Below are 17,920 nucleotides of genomic sequence, written 5' to 3' on the forward strand. Positions count from 1 at the left end.
CTCTGACCCAATTCACTTTTGCGCAGGAATCACGAATCAGCCCTTGAAGTCTGCGCTCGCATAATCCACCAACTTGCCCTGGATAAAGTCCAGGAAGCATTGAATCCGCAGGGCCAGTTGCGAGTTACGGTAGTACACCGCGTTGATCGGCTGGCGATAACCGCTGTTGAATTCGGCCAGCAACACTTTCAAGCGCCCGGCACGAATGTCTTCGATGGTCATGAAATGCGACAGGCTGGCGATGCCCTGGCCGTCCAGTGCGAGATGGCGGATGGTCTCGCCGCTCGATGCGCTGATCGACGCCTGGATCGGCCAGCGATCGCCATGCACATAACGCAGCGGCCATTGGTTGAGGCCTTCGTTCTGGGTGAACCCCAGCAGCGTATGGTGGGCCAGGTCAGCCACCGCTTGCGGTGTGCCGTGCTTTTCCAGGTAGGCCGGGCTGGCGACGATGTGCAGCGGGCTGCAACCCAGGGAGCGGGCATGCAGCGTCGAGTCGGTCAGGGTGCCGATGCGGATGGCGATGTCGGTGCTCTGTTCCAGCAGGTCGATGATCAAATCGTTGCTGTTGAGTTCGAGCTGGATGTCGGGGTAGAGCCGGCGGAATTCATCGATGTAAGGCACGATGGCGTGCAGCATGAAAGGTGATGCCGCGTTGATCCGCAGCCGCCCGGACGGTGTTTGCTGGCGCGAGGACAGGCGCTCTTCGAGCTCATCCATCTGATCGAGAATGCGCTTGGCGTGTTCGAAGAAGTACTTGCCCTCCTCGGTCAGGTCCATGCGCCGCGTGGTGCGATTGATCAACGTGGTGTCGAGCTTGGCCTCCAGCCGCGACAGCGTACGACTGACCGCCGAAGGCGTTTGCCCGACCTGCTCGGCCGCCGCGGAAATCGACCCGCATTCAATCACGCAGACGAAAACCTGCAATTCATCGGATCTGGCTTTCACGTGTGTCCCTTATCGATAGTCCTGACCGGTTCTTCCAAGCTGAGAAGAACCCTTGCTCCCGCTCGGCGGCGAAGCCGTCGTAAATGGTTTGATGCAGACAACTTGAACCACCGAGCAGGCTGGTTTTGGGTCCGCTTCGCGCACCAGCGGGAGCAAGCTCCCTCGCCACAAAAGCCCGCACACAGACTCAGGCTTTCGATAGTAGCTGACAGTTACGCCTTCAGGCCAAACACCTCAGCCAAATGCTGCTCATAGCGCGCCACGTCACCTTCGATGTTCGGACGCTTCATCACGTCCACGCAGAGGAACGTCGGTAAACCGGTCATGCCCAGGAACTCGTTGGCCTTGTGGAACGGGAAGTACACCGCGTCCACACCTTTGGCTTCGAAGAAATCGGTCGGGTCGTCGAAGGCTTGCTGCGGAGCGTTCCAGGTCAGCGACAGCATGTACTGCTTGCCGTGAATCAGGCCGCCGCTGCCGTACTTCTGCGACGCGTCCGAACGGGTGCGACCGTCGCTGGCATAGAGGCTGCCATGGCCTTCGGTGAAGACTTCATCGATGTACTTTTTCACGGTCCATGGCGCGCCCATCCACCAGCCGGGCATCTGGTAAATGATCACGTCGGCCCAGAGGAACTTGGCCACTTCTTCAGCGATGTCGTAGCCCTCGTCGATGAAAGTGGTTTTGACATCCATACCACCGCGATCCAGCACGCTCAGCGCGGCCTCGTGCAGGGTGGCGTTGTAGCGGCCGTCGGAGTGTGCAAATTTTTTGCCGCCATTGAGCAACAGGACTTTTTTCATGGGAGGTCTCGGGAAGGTCGGGAATCGGATGGCGGCAGAGTACCGATCGACCTCGCACGGAGTAAGCGTCGATTTGGCAAAATTCATTTGACCTACAAGCACGAATCAACAGGCGATTGTTGCCTTAGACTGGCGCCAGTTCTGACTTGAGGAGAGATGTAGATGAGTGAAATCCAGGGTTTTATCCTGCACGCCAAGACCCGCGCGGAAAAATCCGACGCCTTCGAAGCGTTTTTCAGCGGCCACGTGCAAGCGAGCCGAGCCGAACCCGGTTGCATCGAATACCACATGTTGCGCGACAAACAGGACCCGACCCTGTTCATCTTCTACGAGATCTGGCAATCCCAGGCCCACCTCGACGTGCACTCGAACCTGCCGCACATGAAGCAGTTTCTCGCGCAGCGTGATGAATACCTGGAACGGGACTTCGAGATCCGCGCCATCGAGATGATCAGCCCGTCGTCCGCTAACCGCTGATCAGCAAATGGCCGCCGAGCACACCTAGGCCAACGAAAAACACGCGCTTGAACCACGGGGCGCTGATCCGCTGGCGCAGCGATTGCCCCAGCCACATGCCGAGCATGGCCGGGATCAGCGCCAACAGCGATGCGCTCAACTCGCCCCCGCCAAGCGCACCACGCCATAGCAATCCACCGGCCAGCGCGAGGGTCGAGACGGTGAACGACAGGCCCAGCGCCTGCACCAGCTCGTCCTTGCTCAAACCCAGCGCTTGCAGATAGGGCACCGCCGGAATCACGAACACGCCGGTGGCCGAAGTGATGACGCCTGTCAGCACGCCGCACAGCGGACCGAGCCAGCGTTCGCTGCGCTGCCCCACACGCACAGTCGGCAGGAACAAACCGCTCAGCGCATACAGCAACAATGCCGCCCCCAACCCCCGCACCACCCAATGGCCACCGCTCATGCCGATCCACAGCGTACCTGCCCCGGTGCCGATGAAAATCGCCAGCAACATCGGCCACAGCCGTTTGACCAGCCCCGACAGATGCCCGCCGAATGCCAGTTGCCAGACGTTGGTCAGGGTCGCCGGAATGATCAGCAGCGCCGCAGCCTGCGTCGGCGCCATAGCCAGGCCGAGCAGGCCCATGGCAACGGTCGGTAGGCCGAGGCCGATCACGCCCTTGATCATGCCGGCCAGCACAAAGGTGCCGATGACCAGCAACGAAAGGGTTAAGCCGAGATTCTGATAAAACGCAGAGAGTGTGTTCATGGGTCCATGGTGAGCCCGCGGGGGGGCGATTGAAAATCTGCCATATACTGAGGTTGTCTCTTGCTTTGACAGAGGCTGAGTATTTCGCTGAAGCGACTGACCTCTTCGCGGGCAAGCCCGCTCCCACAGGTGACCGAGTTCTCGCAGAAGAAATGCGATCCCCTGTGGGAGCGGGCTTGCTCGCGATGGCGGCCTCCCAGACAACAAAAATCCGGGGATGACAATGCACTTCGACCTGACCGACCTGCGCCTGTACCTGAATATCCTCGACACCGGCAACATCACCGCCGGCGCCGCACGCAGTCATCTATCTCTGGCAGCGGCCAGTGCACGCATCCGTGCCATGGAGTCGTCGTTGGGCACCGAGTTTCTCGAACGGGGTCGCCGTGGCGTCACGCCCACAGCCGCAGGCAAAGTCTTGGCGCAACACGCCCGGGTTCTGCTGCAACAGGCCGAACGCCTGCAACAGGAACTGGCCGAGTACGCCCAGGGTGTCAAAGGCCAGGTGCGGCTGCTGTGCAACACCACGGCGATCACCGAGTACCTGCCAGAGTTGCTCGCAGATTTCCTGCACAGCCATCCCAACCTCGACATCGACCTGCAGGAACTGCCCAGCACCCGCATCACCCACGCCCTGCGCCAGGGGGCGGCGGACCTCGGCATCGTGTCCGACGCGGTGGACACCGATGACCTGCAGACCCAAGCGTTCCGCGATGATCCGCTGGTGCTGATCATGCCCCGGGAACATCCCCTGGCTCATGCGACCTCAGTGAGCTTCACCGACACGCTGCATCACGACTACGTCGGCCTGAATGCCAACAGCGCGTTGGCGGTGTACCTGGAAGAGCAGGCACTGCATGCCGGCCTGCGCATGCAAATTCGCATCCGTGCCGATGGCTTCGATGGCGTGATGCGCATGGTCGCCCGAGGGGCGGGACTGGCGATTGTGCCCTTGGCGGCGGTCGATCGGTGGTCCAACGAACCGTCTTTCAAGAGCCTCTGCCTGCAAGAGCCCTGGGCACAGCGCAGGCTCTTGATCTGCGCCCGCGATTTCGCCGCGCTGCCCGGCTACGCCAAGGCGTTGCTGCAAGCGTTGGCCTAGCCAGAAGATTGAGCAGGGAGCGCGTTTCTGGACACCTCAGTGTCGACCACAGACAACTAATCGCTGGACAGGCGCTATAGGGTGCGACTTCAGTTCTTGAGCCCACTGCCCGGAGTCATCATGACCGCACCGATTACCGTTCTTCGCGACACCCACCCGCTGCCCGTGCTCGACGCCTGCAAATGGGAAAAACTCGAAGGCGACCCGCACACCGTCAACCTCAATGCCTACACGAGCGAAGACGGCAGCAAGATCATGGGCACCTGGATCTGCACACCAGGCAAGTGGTACGTGGAATACGTGAAGTGGGAGTACTGCCATTTCCAGGAAGGCTACTGCGTCATCACTCCGGAAGGCATGGCGCCGATCCACCTGCGCGCCGGCGACATTTTCGTCGTTGAGCCGGGGATGAAAGGCACCTGGGAAGTGGTGGAAACCGTGCGCAAATACTTCGTGTTTGCCTGATACAAAAAAACCGGGGGATCACCCGACGTGATCTCCCGGTCAAAAATGCTATAGGTAAACGCCGTACCCTGTGGGAGCGAGCTTGTGTGGCGAGGGGGCTTGCCCCCGTTCGGTTGCGCAGCAACCGCAAAACCAGAAAATGCGATGTACCTGACAGAGCTCGGTTGCAGGATAAGGGTCCGCTACGCGAACCAACGGGGCGGTGCGGCGTTCCGACAAGCCCCCTCACCACAACAGCTCTCACCACATTCAATGAATCGCTTTACTGCGGCTTGCGATAACCATTGATGATCGCCGAGAAGTCCTGCCCACCCTCCCCACGCAAACTCATCGCCTGATACAACTGCTGGGCCACCGCGCCGAGTACCACCGGCTGGTGCGCCTGACGCGCCGCTTCAGTGGCCAGCCCCAGATCCTTGAGCATCAGTTCGGCACCGAAACCACCGGTGTAACCGCGCGACGCCGGCGCCGTTTCAACGATACCCGGCCACGGGTTGTACATCTCCGAGCTCCAGCAACGCCCGGTGGAGCTGTTGATGATGCCCGCCAGCACCTTGGTGTCGATGCCCAATGCATCGCCAAGCGCCATGGCTTCGCTGACGCCCACCATGGAAATCCCCAGCAGCAGGTTGTTGCATATTTTAGCGATTTGCCCGGTGCCGACCTCACCACAATGGACGATGTTGCGGCCCATCTGCGCCAGTACCGGTTGCAGGGTGGCGAATAGTTCGGGAGTGGCACCGACCATGAAGGTCAGCGTCCCGGCGGCTGCACCACCGGTGCCGCCAGAGACCGGTGCATCGGCCATGGCCACGCCCTGTTTGGCAGCGGCGGTGGCTACGTCCCGCGCGGTCTGCGGATCGATGGTGCTGCAATCCACGGCCGGTACACCTTTGCCAATACCGGCGAGCACGCCGTCTTCGCCCAGCCACACACTGCGTACATGCACCGCGGCAGGCAGCATGGTGATGACCAGTTCGGCGCCCTCTGCCGCTTCACGGGCCGATGCGCTGATACTGCCGCCCAGTTGTTCCAGCTCCGCCAGCACGGCTTTGTTCAGGTCCACCAGGCGCAGTGCATGGCCGGCCTTGATCAGGTTGCGCGCCATCGGCGCGCCCATGTTGCCCAGACCGATAAAAGCGATTTTCATGTCCGGCTCCTTAACGCAGGTTGATGGTGGTGTTCACACCGTCGTTGACGCTGTCGTCATCGAACCAGCGACTGGTGACGGTCTTGGTCTGAGTGTAGAACTGCACCACTTGCTTGCCGTACGGGCCGAGGTCACCGAGCTTGGAACCGCGCGAACCGGTGAAGCTGAAGAATGGAACCGGCACCGGAATCGGGATGTTGATACCGACCTGGCCGACGTCGATTTCGTTCTGGAACTTACGCGCCGCCGCGCCGCTCTGGGTGAACAGGCCCGTGCCGTTGCCGAACGGGTTGGCGTTGACCAGGGCGATGGCCTCGTCGAGCGTATTAACTTCCAGCACTACCAGCACCGGGCCGAAGATTTCCTGGGTGTAGATCTGCATGTCGGTGGTCACGCCGGAGAACAGGGTCGGGCCGACAAAGTTGCCCTTCTCGTAACCGGGAACCGAGATCTCGCGACCGTCCAGTTCCAGTTTCGCGCCTTCCTTGATGCCGCTTTCGATCAGGTCGAGAATCCGCGCCTTGGCCTTTTTCGAGATCACCGGGCCGACATCGGTACCCGGCTCACTGCCGGCATTGACCTTGAGCTTTTGCGCCAGCGCCTTCAGATCCGGCAGCCATTGCTTGGCCGCACCCACCAGCACCACCACCGAGGTGGCCATGCAGCGTTGACCGGCAGCACCGAAACCGGCACCCACCAGCGCATTCAGCGCTTGTTCGCGATTGGCGTCCGGCAGCACCACGGCGTGGTTCTTGGCGCCCATCATCGATTGCACACGCTTGCCGTGTTTGCCGGCCAGGTCATAGACATGAGTACCGACGGCGGTTGAACCGACGAAGGAAACCGCCTTGATGTCCTTGTGGGTGCAGAGCCCGTCCACCACGTCCTTGCCGCCATGCACGACGTTGAGCACGCCGGCCGGAATACCCGCTTCAATCGCCAGCTCCACCAGCAGCATGGTCGACATCGGGTCCTGTTCGGACGGCTTGAGCACGAAGGTGTTGCCGCAGGCGATGGCCATCGGGAACATCCACAGCGGAATCATCGCCGGGAAGTTGAACGGGGTAATGCCGGCGCACACGCCGATGGGCTGGCGCAGGGTGTAGGTGTCGACGCCACCGGCGACGTTTTCAGCGAATTCGCCCATTTGCAGGCTGCCGATGGAGCAGGCGTGCTCGACCACTTCCAGCCCACGGAAAATGTCGCCTTCGGCGTCGGCAATGGTCTTGCCCTGCTCTGCACTGAGGACCGCGGCGATGCGTTTGGAGTGCTCGCGAATCAGCGCCTGGAGCTTGAGCATGATGCGCATGCGGGCGCCGATCGGGGTCAGCTTCCAGGTCTGGAAAGCACGATGAGCGGCACTGATGGCAGCATCGACTTCTTCGGCGGTGGCAAACGGCACTTTGGCCAGCACTTGCTGGGTCGCCGGGTTGATGATGTCGTGCCATTCGGTGGTCTTGGATTCGACCCACTGACCGTCGATCAACAGTTTGACCTTTTGCACGGTGGTTTCGTTGGGCGTGAGCGATGCGTTCATGTGGGTCTCCAGATCTTTGTTTTTATCTTGGGAGCCAAGGCGAGAAAGTCGCCTTGAGATGAGGCGTGTGCCGCGAATTGGTTAACGGACTGTTTTTGGAGTATAGATGTGCAAACTTCTAATAAGAACGCACATAAAAACCGGTCCAACATGCAAAAAAACATCACCTCCCTCGGCTCATTGAACTGGGATGACCTCAAGTTTTTCCTCGAAGTCGCCCGCACCCGCAAGGCCAGCACCGCGGCCAAGCGCCTGGCGGTGGACTACACCACGGTGTCGCGACGCATCAGTTCCCTGGAAACCGCGTTGGGTACTTTGCTGTTCGAAAAATCCCGGACCAACGGCTTTGTCCTGACCGCCGAAGGCCAGCGGTTGATGGGGTATGCCGAGTCGATCGAAAGTACCTTGCACATGGCGTGCGAGCAGGTTTCCGGATCCGGCGTGGCGCTGTCCGGTCATGTGCGCATGGGCTGCACCGAAGGCTTCGGCAGCTTTTTCATCACGCCGCAACTCAGCCACTTCGTCGACACCTATCCGGCCATTTCGGTGGATATCCTGCCGCTGCCGCACTTCATCAGCCTGTCCAAGCGCGAGGCCGACATCGTCATCGCCCTGGAGCGTCCGGAGCATGGCCCGTACGTCTGCTGCAAACTGTGCGACTACCGATTGCAGCTGTACGCGACCCAGGATTATCTGGACAACCACCCGCCGATCCACCGCCCGGCGGACTTGGCCAAACATTCGTTTATCAGTTACGTCGACGACCTGGCGTTCAGCTCGGAGCTGTTGTACCTGGCCAACGTATTGCCCGGTGCCAGTGCCAACCTGCGCAGCACCAGCGTGATCGCGCAGTTCGTGGCGGCGCAGCAAGGACGCTCACTGGCGATCCTGCCGTGCTTCCTCGCCACTCAGGACCCGCGCTTGCTGCCGGTGTTGCCGCAGGAAATCAATATCACCCGACAATTCTGGATGTACTGCCGCGAAGACCTGCGCAAGCTCAAGCGGATCACCCTGTTGTGGGATTACATCCGCGAGGTCACCGAGCAGAATCAGGGCCTGCTGATGGGAGAAAGCCGGGAGATGCTGTTTGCCGATTACTGACCTTTCAGCTTGTCGGCTCGCTGGCTTCCTTTAGCTCCAGCATCAGCCCGCTCAAGCGTTTGACCCGGCGTTTCACCGCCTCTTCAAACACGCCTGCACGCGACTCGATCAAGCTGAACCAGTCCTTGGCCCGGGTAATTCCGGTGTAGATCAGTTCCTTGGTGAGTACCGGATTCAAGGCATCGGGAAGAATCAGCGCGGTATGCGCGAACTCCGAGCCCTGGGATTTATGCACGGTCATGGCGTACACGGTTTCGACATCATTCAGGCGGCTGGGCAGGACAAATCGCACGCCACCCTGGCCATCATTGCGTGGGAATGCCACGCGCAAAACCTGTTTTCCAGCCCCGTGGCCTTCCTGCTCCGGGAGCTTGAGGGCAATGCCGATATCGCCGTTCATCAAACCCAGCCCGTAATCGTTGCGGGTCATCAGGACAGGGCGACCTTCGTACCACTGCTGGTCGCTGTCGATCAGGCGCGCCCTGAGCAATGCCTCCGTCACCCGCTGGTTCAAGCCCTCGACACCCCACGGCCCCTTGCGCACGGCACATAACAACTGGAATGCGTCGAAGGCCTGCAACACTTGTCGAGCCCAATCAATCCAGCGCGAATCTTCCAGCGGACTGTCCAACGGCGGCCGCTGATTGCGCAACACGCTCAGGTAATGTCGATACCCCTGCGGCCCCTCACCATGGCCGTCGAGAAGCAAGCGTTCCAGCGCCCGATCCTGCTCCCCCTTGAGGGACAGGCAATACACATCGTCATGGCTGCGCGCCGACAACAACTTGCGGGCTTCTTCAGGTTGCTGCTGGTTGACCCAGCGAGCCAGTTGGCCAATGCCGCTACCTTCACCGAATCGCCGGGAATGGCGCAACATCACGACCTGTTGGGCCAATGGATGAGTGCCCTGCGCGTCCTCCTGCAACCCGCTGGCCTGCAGGTTTTCGCCACTGACGGTTTCCAGCCACTGGCGCGTCTGCGGGCTGTACCAGCCAGCCTCCGCGTCGCGACAAAGATCCCCCAATACCGCACCGGCTTCTACCGAAGCCAGTTGATCCTTGTCACCCAACAGCACGAGGCGTGCATGGGCCGGTAAGGCTTCGAGCAGGTTGGCCATCATTTCCAGGTCGATCATCGAGGCCTCGTCCACCACCAACACATCCAGCGGCAGGCGATTGCCCGCGTGATGCCGGAAATGACGAGTCCCGGGCCGGCTGCCGAGCAGGCGGTGAACGGTGGTGACGTCGGAGGGGATCTTGTCTCGTATGTCTTGGGTGACCTTCAAGGTCCGGACTTGCTGGCTGATGGATTCAGTCAGACGCGCCGCGGCCTTGCCGGTCGGTGCGGCGAGGCGGATGCGCAGGGGCATGCCGGCCTCGACCGCCGGCGCCTGGAGCAACGCCAGCAAGCGCACGACGGTGGTGGTCTTGCCGGTTCCCGGCCCCCCCGTGACGATGCTGAAGGCGCTGCGCGTCGCCAGGGCGCAGGCCAGCTTCTGCCAGTCGATCACCTCACCGGAGCGGGCAGGACCAAACAAACCGGTGAGGCGCTGGAGCAAGTCATTCGGCGTGGATTCGTGTTCCGTCAAACGCTCGCGCAACGAAAGGTCGATCCGCCGCTCGTAGGCCCAATAGCGGCGCAGGTACAAGCGCTTGCCCGATAAAACCATAGGCCGGTCGCGCACGTTGTCACGACTGTCAGCGGCCAGTGCGACCAGGTTGCTGGCGGCCAGCACCTTGCACCAATGAGCACCGTCCAGCGATCCCAGCAATTGCGAGGGCAACAGCATCGTGCCGCCTTGCACGTCACCTTCGGGTGGTAACGACAGGGCGAAATCCGGTTCTTTCAGCGTTTCGAACAGGTCGAGGCAGACATGCCCGTGGCCCAATTGGTGGCTGGTCAGCGCGGCTGCCAGCAAGACCAGTGGATCATCCTCCGGAGCCAGTTCATGCAGAAACGCCACAAAGGCTTTGTCCAGCGCGCGCAACCAGCCACGCTCGACCCAGCGCGTGAGCAACAACAGCAAGTCGTCGGCACGACTCAGCGGCGCCAAATCGGCCAGGCTTTCGGCGGCCAGCGATGTGGGCAACAAATCGGCGAATGTGCGATTCATAACAGTACTCCCTGTTCCCAGGCGGGCTCGGCCTTGGGTTCTGGCTTGCCCTGGAACAGTCTGTCCAGACGCTCGATCAGCTCTCTTGGCGGCTGGGCGAAAAACACCCCCTGGCTGGCCGCACGCGTCCCCCGCAAAAACAGGTACAACGCACCGCCGACATGCCGGTCGTAGTCGTAATCGGCGAGCCGCGCCTTGAGCTGGCGGTGCAGGGCCAACAGGTACAACACGTATTGCAGGTCATAACGGTTGTCGAGAATCGATTGTTCCATGGCCTGCGCGGTGTAGGCCGCATCATCGACGCCGAGCCAGTTGGATTTGTAGTCGGCAACGTAGTAGCGGCCGTCATGTTCGAACGTCAGGTCGATGAAGCCCTTGAACATGCCGTTGAGCAACACCGGTTCGGCGGCGACCCGGGCCACGCCGTTATGGGTGTATTGGCACACCAGCGCATCGAGCTTGAGCACATCGACCTTATGGCTGGCGAACCAGAACTCCATCTCGACCTGATACTGCGTCAACTGGCTGAATACCACCGGTGCCTGACCGGCGCCCAGTTGCAACGGCGACTTGAGCAGATGCTGCAGCCAGTCACTCAAGGTGCTGATCCAGCCCTCCCAGCCTCGACGGTTGCAGCGACGGGCAATGGCGTCGATCACCTCTTGTGGTGCCGCATCAAAACCCTCGCCCCCCGCCCATTCGAGCAAGCCATGGAGGAAGGTGCCGGGGTTCGGGCCGCGCGGGAAGCGATGGATATCGCCGCCACCGGCCACCACTTCCCTGGGGGCCAGCGGGTCAAGGCGTTCGTCATCGAACAGTTTTTGCGCCTGCGGGCTCTCCGGCGCCTCGTCCGTGCCGACACTCAGGGTGTCGCCAATGCGCAATGCGCTGTAGGAAGCAATCCACCAGTTTTCACTGGCCTTGCGTTTCGGAACCAGCGGAACCAGCAGCGCTGCGTCGTTTTGCGGTGGCCGGTAATGCTCTGCTGTTGCTTCAGGCATCTCGGCATAGGCCAGCGCCGGGCAGTCCTGTTGCAGGTCCCGCAACCAAAGCTGCAACGCAGGGGAGTCGGCCAACGGTGCACCGCCGCCCAACAGATAACCCAATGCCGACAGATGCAGCACCGAGCCATTGTTGTTGCCGCGCTTGAGGTCGGCCACCCCCAGCCAGCAGGCGTGTTGCGCCCGGGTCAGGGCGACATAGAGCAAGCGCAGATCCTCGGCCAGACGCTCATCGTCAGCTAGGGCAATCAATTCTGTCGTCGGCTTCAACGTGACCTGGGCATTGCCGGATTCATCGTGGTAGTGCAACGGCAGGCGGCTGCCATCCACCGGTTTCGCCGAGCAAATGAACGGCAGGAACACCAAGGGGTACTCAAGGCCTTTGGACTTGTGAATGGTCACGACCTTGACCAATTGCTCATCACTTTCCAGACGCAAGATCTGCTCTTCGCCAGCCTGCCCGGACAACGACAGATGCTCGGACAAATGCCGGATCAGGGCTTGCTCGCCATCGAGTTCGGCGGCGGCTTGTTGCAGTAGTTCAAAAAGGTGCAGAAGGTTGGTCAACACGCGCTCGCCGTCACTGCGGGCGATCAACGCCTGGGGCAGGCGGAAGTCGTGCAGCAGGCGTCGCAGCATCGGCAGTACGCCCTGTTTGCGCCAGACTTCGCGATAGCCACGGAACTGCATGACCCGGGATTCCCAGGCCAACTCGTCCTGATTCAGCCGCTCCAGTTCCGTCAACGAAAGGTTCAACGTGATGCTGGCCAACGCGGCTCGCAGCGGTCGCTCGACATCCGGCTCGGCGCAGGCCTTGAGCCAGGTCAGCACGTCATGCGCCTCCTGGGCGGCGAACACCGAGTCCTTGTCCGACAGGTAAACACTGCGCACGCCACGGGCGGCCAATTGCGCACGAACCGCCTGCGCTTCCTTGCCGTCGCGAACCAGGATGGCGATGTCCGCCGGCAGCAGGCCCCTGAAGGCTTTGCCGTCCTGGGTGAACCCCGCTTGCCCCTGCTGCCCGCCGTTGAGCAATGCCGTGATTTCACTGGCGCAGGCCGCCGCCAGGTGTTGCCGGTACACCGCACCGGACAACGGTTGTTCGGCCGGCAAGTGCCAGATGTTCAAGGCCGGGATTGCCTGGTCATTGATGCGCAAGACTTCTTTGCGGCCTTGGGAGGCAACCGGCGTGAACGGAACTGGGTTGTCGCCATTCTTCTCCCGAAAGAGGAAAGCGCCGCGTCCTGACTCCCGGGCTTCGGCGCGCTCGAACACATGGTTCACCGCGTTGACCATGCCATGGCTCGAGCGGAAGTTGGTGCCCAGGGTGTGCAGGCGGCCGGTGGTGGCCTGGCGGGCGCGCAGGTAAGTATGGATGTCGGCACCGCGAAAAGCGTAGATCGCCTGTTTCGGGTCGCCGATCAGGAACAGACCGCACTCGGGGCTGTTCTCTTCAATGCGGTAGATGCTCTCGAAGATTCGGTATTGCACCGGGTCGGTGTCCTGGAACTCATCGATCAGGGCGACCGGAAACTGTTCACGAATCAGGGTTGCCAGTCGTTCGCCGCCATCGGACTGCAAGGCCGCATCAAGGCGCAGCAACATGTCGTCAAAACCCATTTCCGCGCGGCGGCGTTTCTCTTCCTCGAATCGCGCCCCGACCCAGCGGGCCGCATGTTGCAGTACGGGGGCATCAGGCGTTGGCAACCCATCGAGACAGGCCTTGAGGCCGGCCATCGCATCGAGCCCCGGATGTCGAGGAGCCTCACCTTTCCAGGCTTCAGCCATGCCATCCGGGGTCAGGCGAGTGAAACCGGTGCTGATATCCAGTTGCTCGAAGGATTCGTCTTCGGCCCAGGCTTTGATCTTTTCAAACCAGGGCTCGAAATAGCGTGCCTGCATCTTGCGACCGTCGACCGCCTTGCCGGCAACGCCCTGGTGACAGATCGCAAGCAACTCGTCCGCCCACTGCAGCCAGGGCTTCTTGAGTTCGATCAGGTCCGCCCGTCGCTCTTGCAAGCATTGCGAAATCACTTCGGCGGGCTCTTTCCCTTCATGCGCATCCCGCTCGCTGGCGAACAGTGCACGAATCCGCGGCAGCAGCGCCGCCGGCCCGCCCCAATTGCTGCGCACCCAATTCAAGGCGTCACCTTGCATCGGGTAACAGAACAGCCGCCAGTAATCGCGCAGGACTTCCCCCAGCAAGTCGCTGTGGTCGGTTTCCAGGGTCTGGGTAAACAGGCTGCCGCTGTCGAACGCATGCTCGCGCAACATGCGCTGGCACCAACTGTGGATGGTCGACACCGCCGCCTCGTCCATCCACTGGGCGGCGATATCCAGGCGGTTTGCGCACCCCGGCCATTGCTCGGGCAGGTACTGATCACGCAACTCGGCAATCAGGCTGTCGGGGGCTGGTGTTTCATCGCGGAAATATCGCGCGGCCTCGGCGAGCCGCGTGCGAATGCGCTCGCGCAACTCTTTGGTCGCAGCGTCGGTGAACGTCACGACGAGGATCTGCGGCGGCAACAGTTCACGTCCGAAGCCACTGTCCTCCCCGCCATTGCCCAGCACCAGGCGCAGGTACAACGCGGAAATGGTGAACGTCTTGCCGGTCCCGGCGCTGGCTTCGATCAGTTGACTGCCGCGCAGCGGGAATGCCAGGGCCAGAGGTGTCTTCTTGCTCATCAGCGCGACTCCTCGCTGGACAGTGAACGCCAGGGTGCTTCAAGAAGCGGGCGATAGAGCGCGTCACACCACTGGGGAAACGTCTCGTCGGCGACCAAGGCATCGTAATCGGCGAATTGACGCGCGAGTGCCGGGCTTTCGCGGCGCTCTCCGTCCATCGTCTGCCCATCACCTTCATAGGCCTTGCGCGCAGCGGCCTCGGCTTTGACCGGGTCGGTTTGCCCCAGCCACGCGAAGGCTGTCTTGACCGCGATCGGCAGAGGCTGGCGCATCCCCGACTGCCAGGCCATCAACAGGTCACCGAGAATTGTCTGCGCAGTGGACTGGTCCAGTGGACCGAGCAACAGGCTGTCGTCGCTGGCCACCAATGCGGTGGTCAGCGCCATGCCACTGGCACAAGCCATCAGATGATTGACCCAGGGGCGCGTCAGTCGATGCCATTTGCGCGACTTGATCGAGCCGATACTGTTGGGGATCGTTGTGACAGACAACAAACCGCCATCAGCACGCTGATGCAGGCCGCTGAGCCAGCCCTCGATGTGCAGGCCCTGCAGCTCAAGACTGACGGGCAACGCGCTGCTGAGCGGTGTTGGCCACAACGCCAGGAGCTGTTGGTGGCGTTGCAGCAAGTCAGGTAATGGCTCGATCAACTCGCGTTGCAGGCACTCACCGAATCCGGCCATGGGCAGCAGCCCGCTGTTCTGCAAACGTTTCGCCTGATCCTCCAATGCCTGTCCGGTATTTCCCGGATCTGCCAGCGCCGCTTCGAGCAAACGGTCGCTGAGGCTGTAACGCTGCAACGCATCCAGGACAAAAGGCTCTTCATCGGCCAACGGCACTTCGGCCGCCTCGAAGAAGACCTTCAGTCGCTGGGTGAAAAAGTGCCGTACCGGATTGCGCAGGAAATCCTGCAGTTGACCGAGACTGAGTGGTTCGTCCTGAACGTGGGGGCCGAGCACTTCGGCGCTTGCCTGTTGCTCTGTCGCTTGATGAAGGACCTGCCATTCGGTGGCGTAGCTGAACGACTCATCCCCTTCGTGAAAGTAGCGAGCACTGAAGGGTTGCAATGGGTGTTCGCGGGTCATGGCTTCCAGCAGATCCTCGTCGCCTTGCAGCAATCGCCAACCGCTGGCCAAGTGATCACGCAACTGGCCGATCAGCACCGAAGCAGGCCGCTCGCTGTTGTCGCGGATGCTGCGGCCCACCCAACTGATGTAGAGCTGGTCCCTTGCCGACAGCAAGGCTTCCAGCAACAGGTAGCGGTCATCTTCGCGCCGGGAGCGGTCGCCCGGACGGTAATCACTGCCCATCAGATCGAAATCCAGCGGCGGTTGCGCGCGCGGATAATCGCCGTCATTCATGCCCAGCAGGCACACCAGTTTGAACGGGATCGCGCGCATGGGCATCAAGGTGCAGAAGTTGACCGCACCGGCCAGAAAACGCTGGGACAAACGGCCCTGATCCAGACCTGCAAGCCAGGCTTCACGGACGACAGTCAGCGGCAACTCATCCTGCAACCCGACGGATTCGCAGGTCTCGAGCCAGGTCTCACGCAGCTCTTCGAGCTGGGCCAGCAAGTAGTCATCGTGTTCGTTACCGGCAAGGAAGAACAACTGCACCAATGCCTGCAAGCGCAAGCCCCATTGCCCCGGCGATGCAGGCTGAGAGAGTTCGTGGTGAGCCACTTCCAGCGCGTCCAGCAACGCAACCAGCGGACCGATGAGCGCAGCGTCCAGACCACCGATCTCGTCGTAGGGTTCGATACCCGCATAAGCATCGGCGCCGCCAACGGCATAACCGAGCAACATCCGTCGCAAGCCGAAACGCCAGCTGTTTTGCTCAAGTTCATCAGGCAGCCCGAGCCCGGCACGTTGCTCGGCATTCATGCCCCAGCGAATGCCGGCACCTTCGATCCAGCGGTGCAGCGTCGGCAGGTCACGCTCCTCGACAGCAAAGCGAGCGCGCAGTGCCGGGACGTCCAGCAGATCGAGAATCTCACTGACGGGGAATCGGCTGTCAGGCAGCTTGAGCAGGTGCTCGACTGCAATCAGCAATGGATCGCGACCACGCTGGCCCTGGTCAGCCAGGGTAAACGGAATGAAGCGTGGATCCTGGCGGTCAAGCTGACCAAACACGGCACGAATATGCGGTGCGTAGCTGTCGATGTCCGGAACCATCACGATAATGTCCCGGGGCCGCAGTGTCGGCTCGGCGCTGAAGCGCGCGAGCAGTTGATCGTGGAGGATCTCGACTTCTCGCTGGGCGCTGTGGGCGATGTGAAAACGGATCGATTCGTCCTGCTCAAGATCGATAGCCGGCCAACGCTCCCTTGTCTCGTTGAGAGGGCGCAGCTCAAGGATGTCGTCCTGCAACTGGTTGAGCACGTTCAGCGGCTGACCGTCACTGAACAGGTCGATGCGCCCGTCGCGGAATGCTGAACGATAGCTGTTGGGATCGTCATAACTGTCGAGCAGGTTGATGTAGTCCCGCCCCTGCTTGCCCCATGCGGCCAGCAGCGGGTGGGCATGCTGGTGGAGGGTTTGCGGATCGATCACTACCGGCATGCCGCTCTTGCGGGCCTGACGCTTGTATTGATGCCGCAACAGGTCTTTATCGGCGACGATGTCCGCCCAATGGTGACGACACGGGTTATGGACGCACAGCAGAACCTGACTGAATCGTGCCAGTCCCGCCAGTGCTTCCAGGGCTTGAGCAGGCAGGGAAGAAATCCCGAAAACGATCACTCGCGAGGGTAATCCCTTGGGGGCTGTTTCGAGATGGTTGATACGTTCGACGAACCGCTGATGGACACCGGCACGGCTTTGCGCCATGCCTTCTGCTCCCACATCCAGCAAGAGTGCGCGCCATAGCTCTGCTTGCCAGCAATTGGCCGGGGTCAGGGGTTTGGCTTCGCCCCTGGCGCTTCTTGTTTGATGGCGACCTTGCGCCCAGTCTTCGAGCCAGTCAGCTCGGTACACCTGGTATTGGTCGAACAGATCCGCCAGACGCTCAGCCAGTTGATAGCGTTTGCGCAGGTCGGTGTCATGGGTCAGGAAACGCTGCAGCGGCTCGAAGTGCGGTTGGTTGATCAACTGCGGCAGCAGGCGCATCAGGCGCCAGGTCAGCGGGGCTTTATCGAGCAGGGACTTGACCGGAATTTCGTCGCGGCCAAGGACCATGCGATAGAGCTGCCACATGAAGCTGCCGGGCAACTGCACGTCGATGGCGGCAGCGATGCCGCAGCCTCCCATGTCGTCTTCTTCAGAATCTTCCGCCAGTGCCAGCTTCAGCCATTGGGCAATGCCATTGCTTTGCACCAACGCGATTTCATTCTCCAGGGGAGCCAGCGGGTAGCGGCGCATCCAGCTGACCACCAGGCTGCGCAACTCGTCCAGGCGGTTGCCGTGAACCACCATAAAACCAGCACTGAGGGACGTCGCGTCCGGCATAAAGGCTTCCTTGGAAAACACAAATCGAGGGACGACTTTAGCATTGAAGGCGACTTGCTGTAGGAGTGAGCTTGCTCCGAGCGGCGTTCCGAGGATGGTCGTCAACGCTGACGCTAACTTGCTGATGCCCCGCGCCGTCCTGAAGCCCATCGCGAGCTCGCTCCTACACGGCGGACAAAAACAAAACCCCTACCTGCATACGCAGATAGGGGTTTCGGAATTTAATCTTGACGATGACCTACTCTCACATGGGGAAACCCCACACTACCATCGGCGATGCATCGTTTCACTGCTGAGTTCGGGATGGGATCAGGTGGTTCCAACGCTCTATGGTC

The 17,920-nt window shown here is 61.2% G+C and carries 12 protein-coding genes and 1 rRNA gene; 4 read left to right on the forward strand and 9 right to left on the reverse strand.

Annotation, left to right across the window (positions count from 1 at the left end; translation table 11 throughout):
• Positions 1–36 precede the first annotated feature (36 nt).
• Positions 37–948 (reverse strand): LysR family transcriptional regulator, encoded by a 912-nt coding sequence (locus KGA85_RS23990; RefSeq protein WP_223448192.1) that lies wholly within the window; start codon positions 946–948, stop codon positions 37–39.
• A gap of 212 nt (positions 949–1,160) precedes the next feature.
• Positions 1,161–1,751, reverse strand: coding sequence for an NAD(P)H-dependent oxidoreductase (locus tag KGA85_RS23995; RefSeq protein WP_223459898.1), 591 nt, complete (start codon positions 1,749–1,751; stop codon positions 1,161–1,163).
• A 162-nt stretch (positions 1,752–1,913) separates the two neighbouring features.
• On the opposite strand from KGA85_RS23995, the gene KGA85_RS24000 reads away from it, so the two are divergent.
• Complete coding sequence (locus tag KGA85_RS24000; RefSeq protein ID WP_223459900.1) at positions 1,914–2,228, forward strand: putative quinol monooxygenase; 315 nt, start codon at positions 1,914–1,916, stop codon at positions 2,226–2,228.
• On the opposite strand, the gene KGA85_RS24005 is transcribed toward KGA85_RS24000, so the two are convergent.
• Entirely contained in the window at positions 2,218–2,982 is a 765-nt protein-coding gene (locus KGA85_RS24005; RefSeq protein WP_223459902.1) for a sulfite exporter TauE/SafE family protein, read from the reverse strand. The genes KGA85_RS24000 and KGA85_RS24005 overlap by 11 nt on opposite strands.
• Before the next feature lie 223 nt (positions 2,983–3,205).
• Here KGA85_RS24005 and KGA85_RS24010 point away from each other — a divergent pair, with 223 nt between their 5' ends.
• Both KGA85_RS24010 and KGA85_RS24015 read left to right on the forward strand, forming a co-directional pair.
• Positions 3,206–4,084: a LysR substrate-binding domain-containing protein gene (locus KGA85_RS24010; protein WP_223543436.1), complete on the forward strand. Its 879-nt coding sequence runs from the start codon at positions 3,206–3,208 to the stop codon at positions 4,082–4,084.
• Positions 4,085–4,204: 120 nt separating this feature from the next.
• Positions 4,205–4,549 (forward strand): cupin domain-containing protein, encoded by a 345-nt coding sequence (locus KGA85_RS24015; protein WP_028624747.1) that lies wholly within the window; start codon positions 4,205–4,207, stop codon positions 4,547–4,549.
• Between the two features lie 262 nt (positions 4,550–4,811).
• Here the strand turns inward: KGA85_RS24015 and mmsB are convergent, their stop codons facing one another.
• Together mmsB and KGA85_RS24025 are read right to left on the reverse strand one after the other, a co-directional pair.
• The gene (gene mmsB, locus KGA85_RS24020) at positions 4,812–5,699 is read right to left on the reverse strand and encodes a 3-hydroxyisobutyrate dehydrogenase (protein ID WP_008047570.1); all 888 of its coding nucleotides are present in this window, start codon (positions 5,697–5,699) and stop codon (positions 4,812–4,814) included.
• Between the two features lie 10 nt (positions 5,700–5,709).
• Positions 5,710–7,236, reverse strand: a complete 1,527-nt coding sequence (locus KGA85_RS24025) for a CoA-acylating methylmalonate-semialdehyde dehydrogenase (protein ID WP_046038615.1) — start codon at positions 7,234–7,236, stop codon at positions 5,710–5,712.
• Between the two features lie 150 nt (positions 7,237–7,386).
• On the opposite strand from KGA85_RS24025, the gene KGA85_RS24030 reads away from it, so the two are divergent.
• Positions 7,387–8,337 carry a LysR family transcriptional regulator gene (locus KGA85_RS24030; protein ID WP_223459903.1) on the forward strand — a complete coding sequence of 317 codons (951 nt, stop codon included), beginning with the start codon at positions 7,387–7,389 and terminating at the stop codon, positions 8,335–8,337.
• Between the two features lie 4 nt (positions 8,338–8,341).
• On the opposite strand, the gene recD is transcribed toward KGA85_RS24030, so the two are convergent.
• From recD to rrf, 4 genes are all read right to left on the reverse strand, one after another.
• Positions 8,342–10,450, reverse strand: a complete 2,109-nt coding sequence (gene recD, locus KGA85_RS24035; protein ID WP_223459905.1) for an exodeoxyribonuclease V subunit alpha — start codon at positions 10,448–10,450, stop codon at positions 8,342–8,344.
• Entirely contained in the window at positions 10,447–14,136 is a 3,690-nt protein-coding gene (gene recB, locus KGA85_RS24040; protein WP_223543434.1) for an exodeoxyribonuclease V subunit beta, read from the reverse strand. The genes recD and recB overlap by 4 nt, the downstream gene beginning before the upstream one ends.
• A complete protein-coding gene (recC, locus tag KGA85_RS24045) occupies positions 14,136–17,585 on the reverse strand; it encodes an exodeoxyribonuclease V subunit gamma (RefSeq protein WP_223543435.1) in 3,450 nt (1,149 codons plus the stop codon). The genes recB and recC overlap by 1 nt, the downstream gene beginning before the upstream one ends.
• Before the next feature lie 225 nt (positions 17,586–17,810).
• Positions 17,811–17,920, reverse strand: a 5S ribosomal RNA gene (rrf, locus tag KGA85_RS24050); the annotation flags it as partial.

Origin of the sequence: Pseudomonas sp. GL-B-12 (assembly GCF_019955895.1) — a bacterium.
Lineage (GTDB): Bacteria > Pseudomonadota > Gammaproteobacteria > Pseudomonadales > Pseudomonadaceae > Aquipseudomonas.

Excerpts from the sequence above, each read along its gene's own strand:
- KGA85_RS24005 (WP_223459902.1), bottom strand. The coding sequence starts at position 2,982 with ATGAACACACTCTCTGCGTTTTATCAGAATCTCGGCTTAACCCTTTCG.
- KGA85_RS24030 (WP_223459903.1), top strand. The coding sequence starts at position 7,387 with ATGCAAAAAAACATCACCTCCCTCGGCTCATTGAACTGGGATGACCTC.
- KGA85_RS24015 (WP_028624747.1), top strand. The coding sequence starts at position 4,205 with ATGACCGCACCGATTACCGTTCTTCGCGACACCCACCCGCTGCCCGTG.
- KGA85_RS24010 (WP_223543436.1), top strand. The coding sequence starts at position 3,206 with ATGCACTTCGACCTGACCGACCTGCGCCTGTACCTGAATATCCTCGAC.
- KGA85_RS23995 (WP_223459898.1), bottom strand. The coding sequence starts at position 1,751 with ATGAAAAAAGTCCTGTTGCTCAATGGCGGCAAAAAATTTGCACACTCC.
- recD (WP_223459905.1), bottom strand. The coding sequence starts at position 10,450 with ATGAATCGCACATTCGCCGATTTGTTGCCCACATCGCTGGCCGCCGAA.
- KGA85_RS24025 (WP_046038615.1), bottom strand. The coding sequence starts at position 7,236 with ATGAACGCATCGCTCACGCCCAACGAAACCACCGTGCAAAAGGTCAAA.
- recB (WP_223543434.1), bottom strand. The coding sequence starts at position 14,136 with ATGAGCAAGAAGACACCTCTGGCCCTGGCATTCCCGCTGCGCGGCAGT.
- recC (WP_223543435.1), bottom strand. The coding sequence starts at position 17,585 with ATGCCGGACGCGACGTCCCTCAGTGCTGGTTTTATGGTGGTTCACGGC.
- KGA85_RS24000 (WP_223459900.1), top strand. The coding sequence starts at position 1,914 with ATGAGTGAAATCCAGGGTTTTATCCTGCACGCCAAGACCCGCGCGGAA.
- mmsB (WP_008047570.1), bottom strand. The coding sequence starts at position 5,699 with ATGAAAATCGCTTTTATCGGTCTGGGCAACATGGGCGCGCCGATGGCG.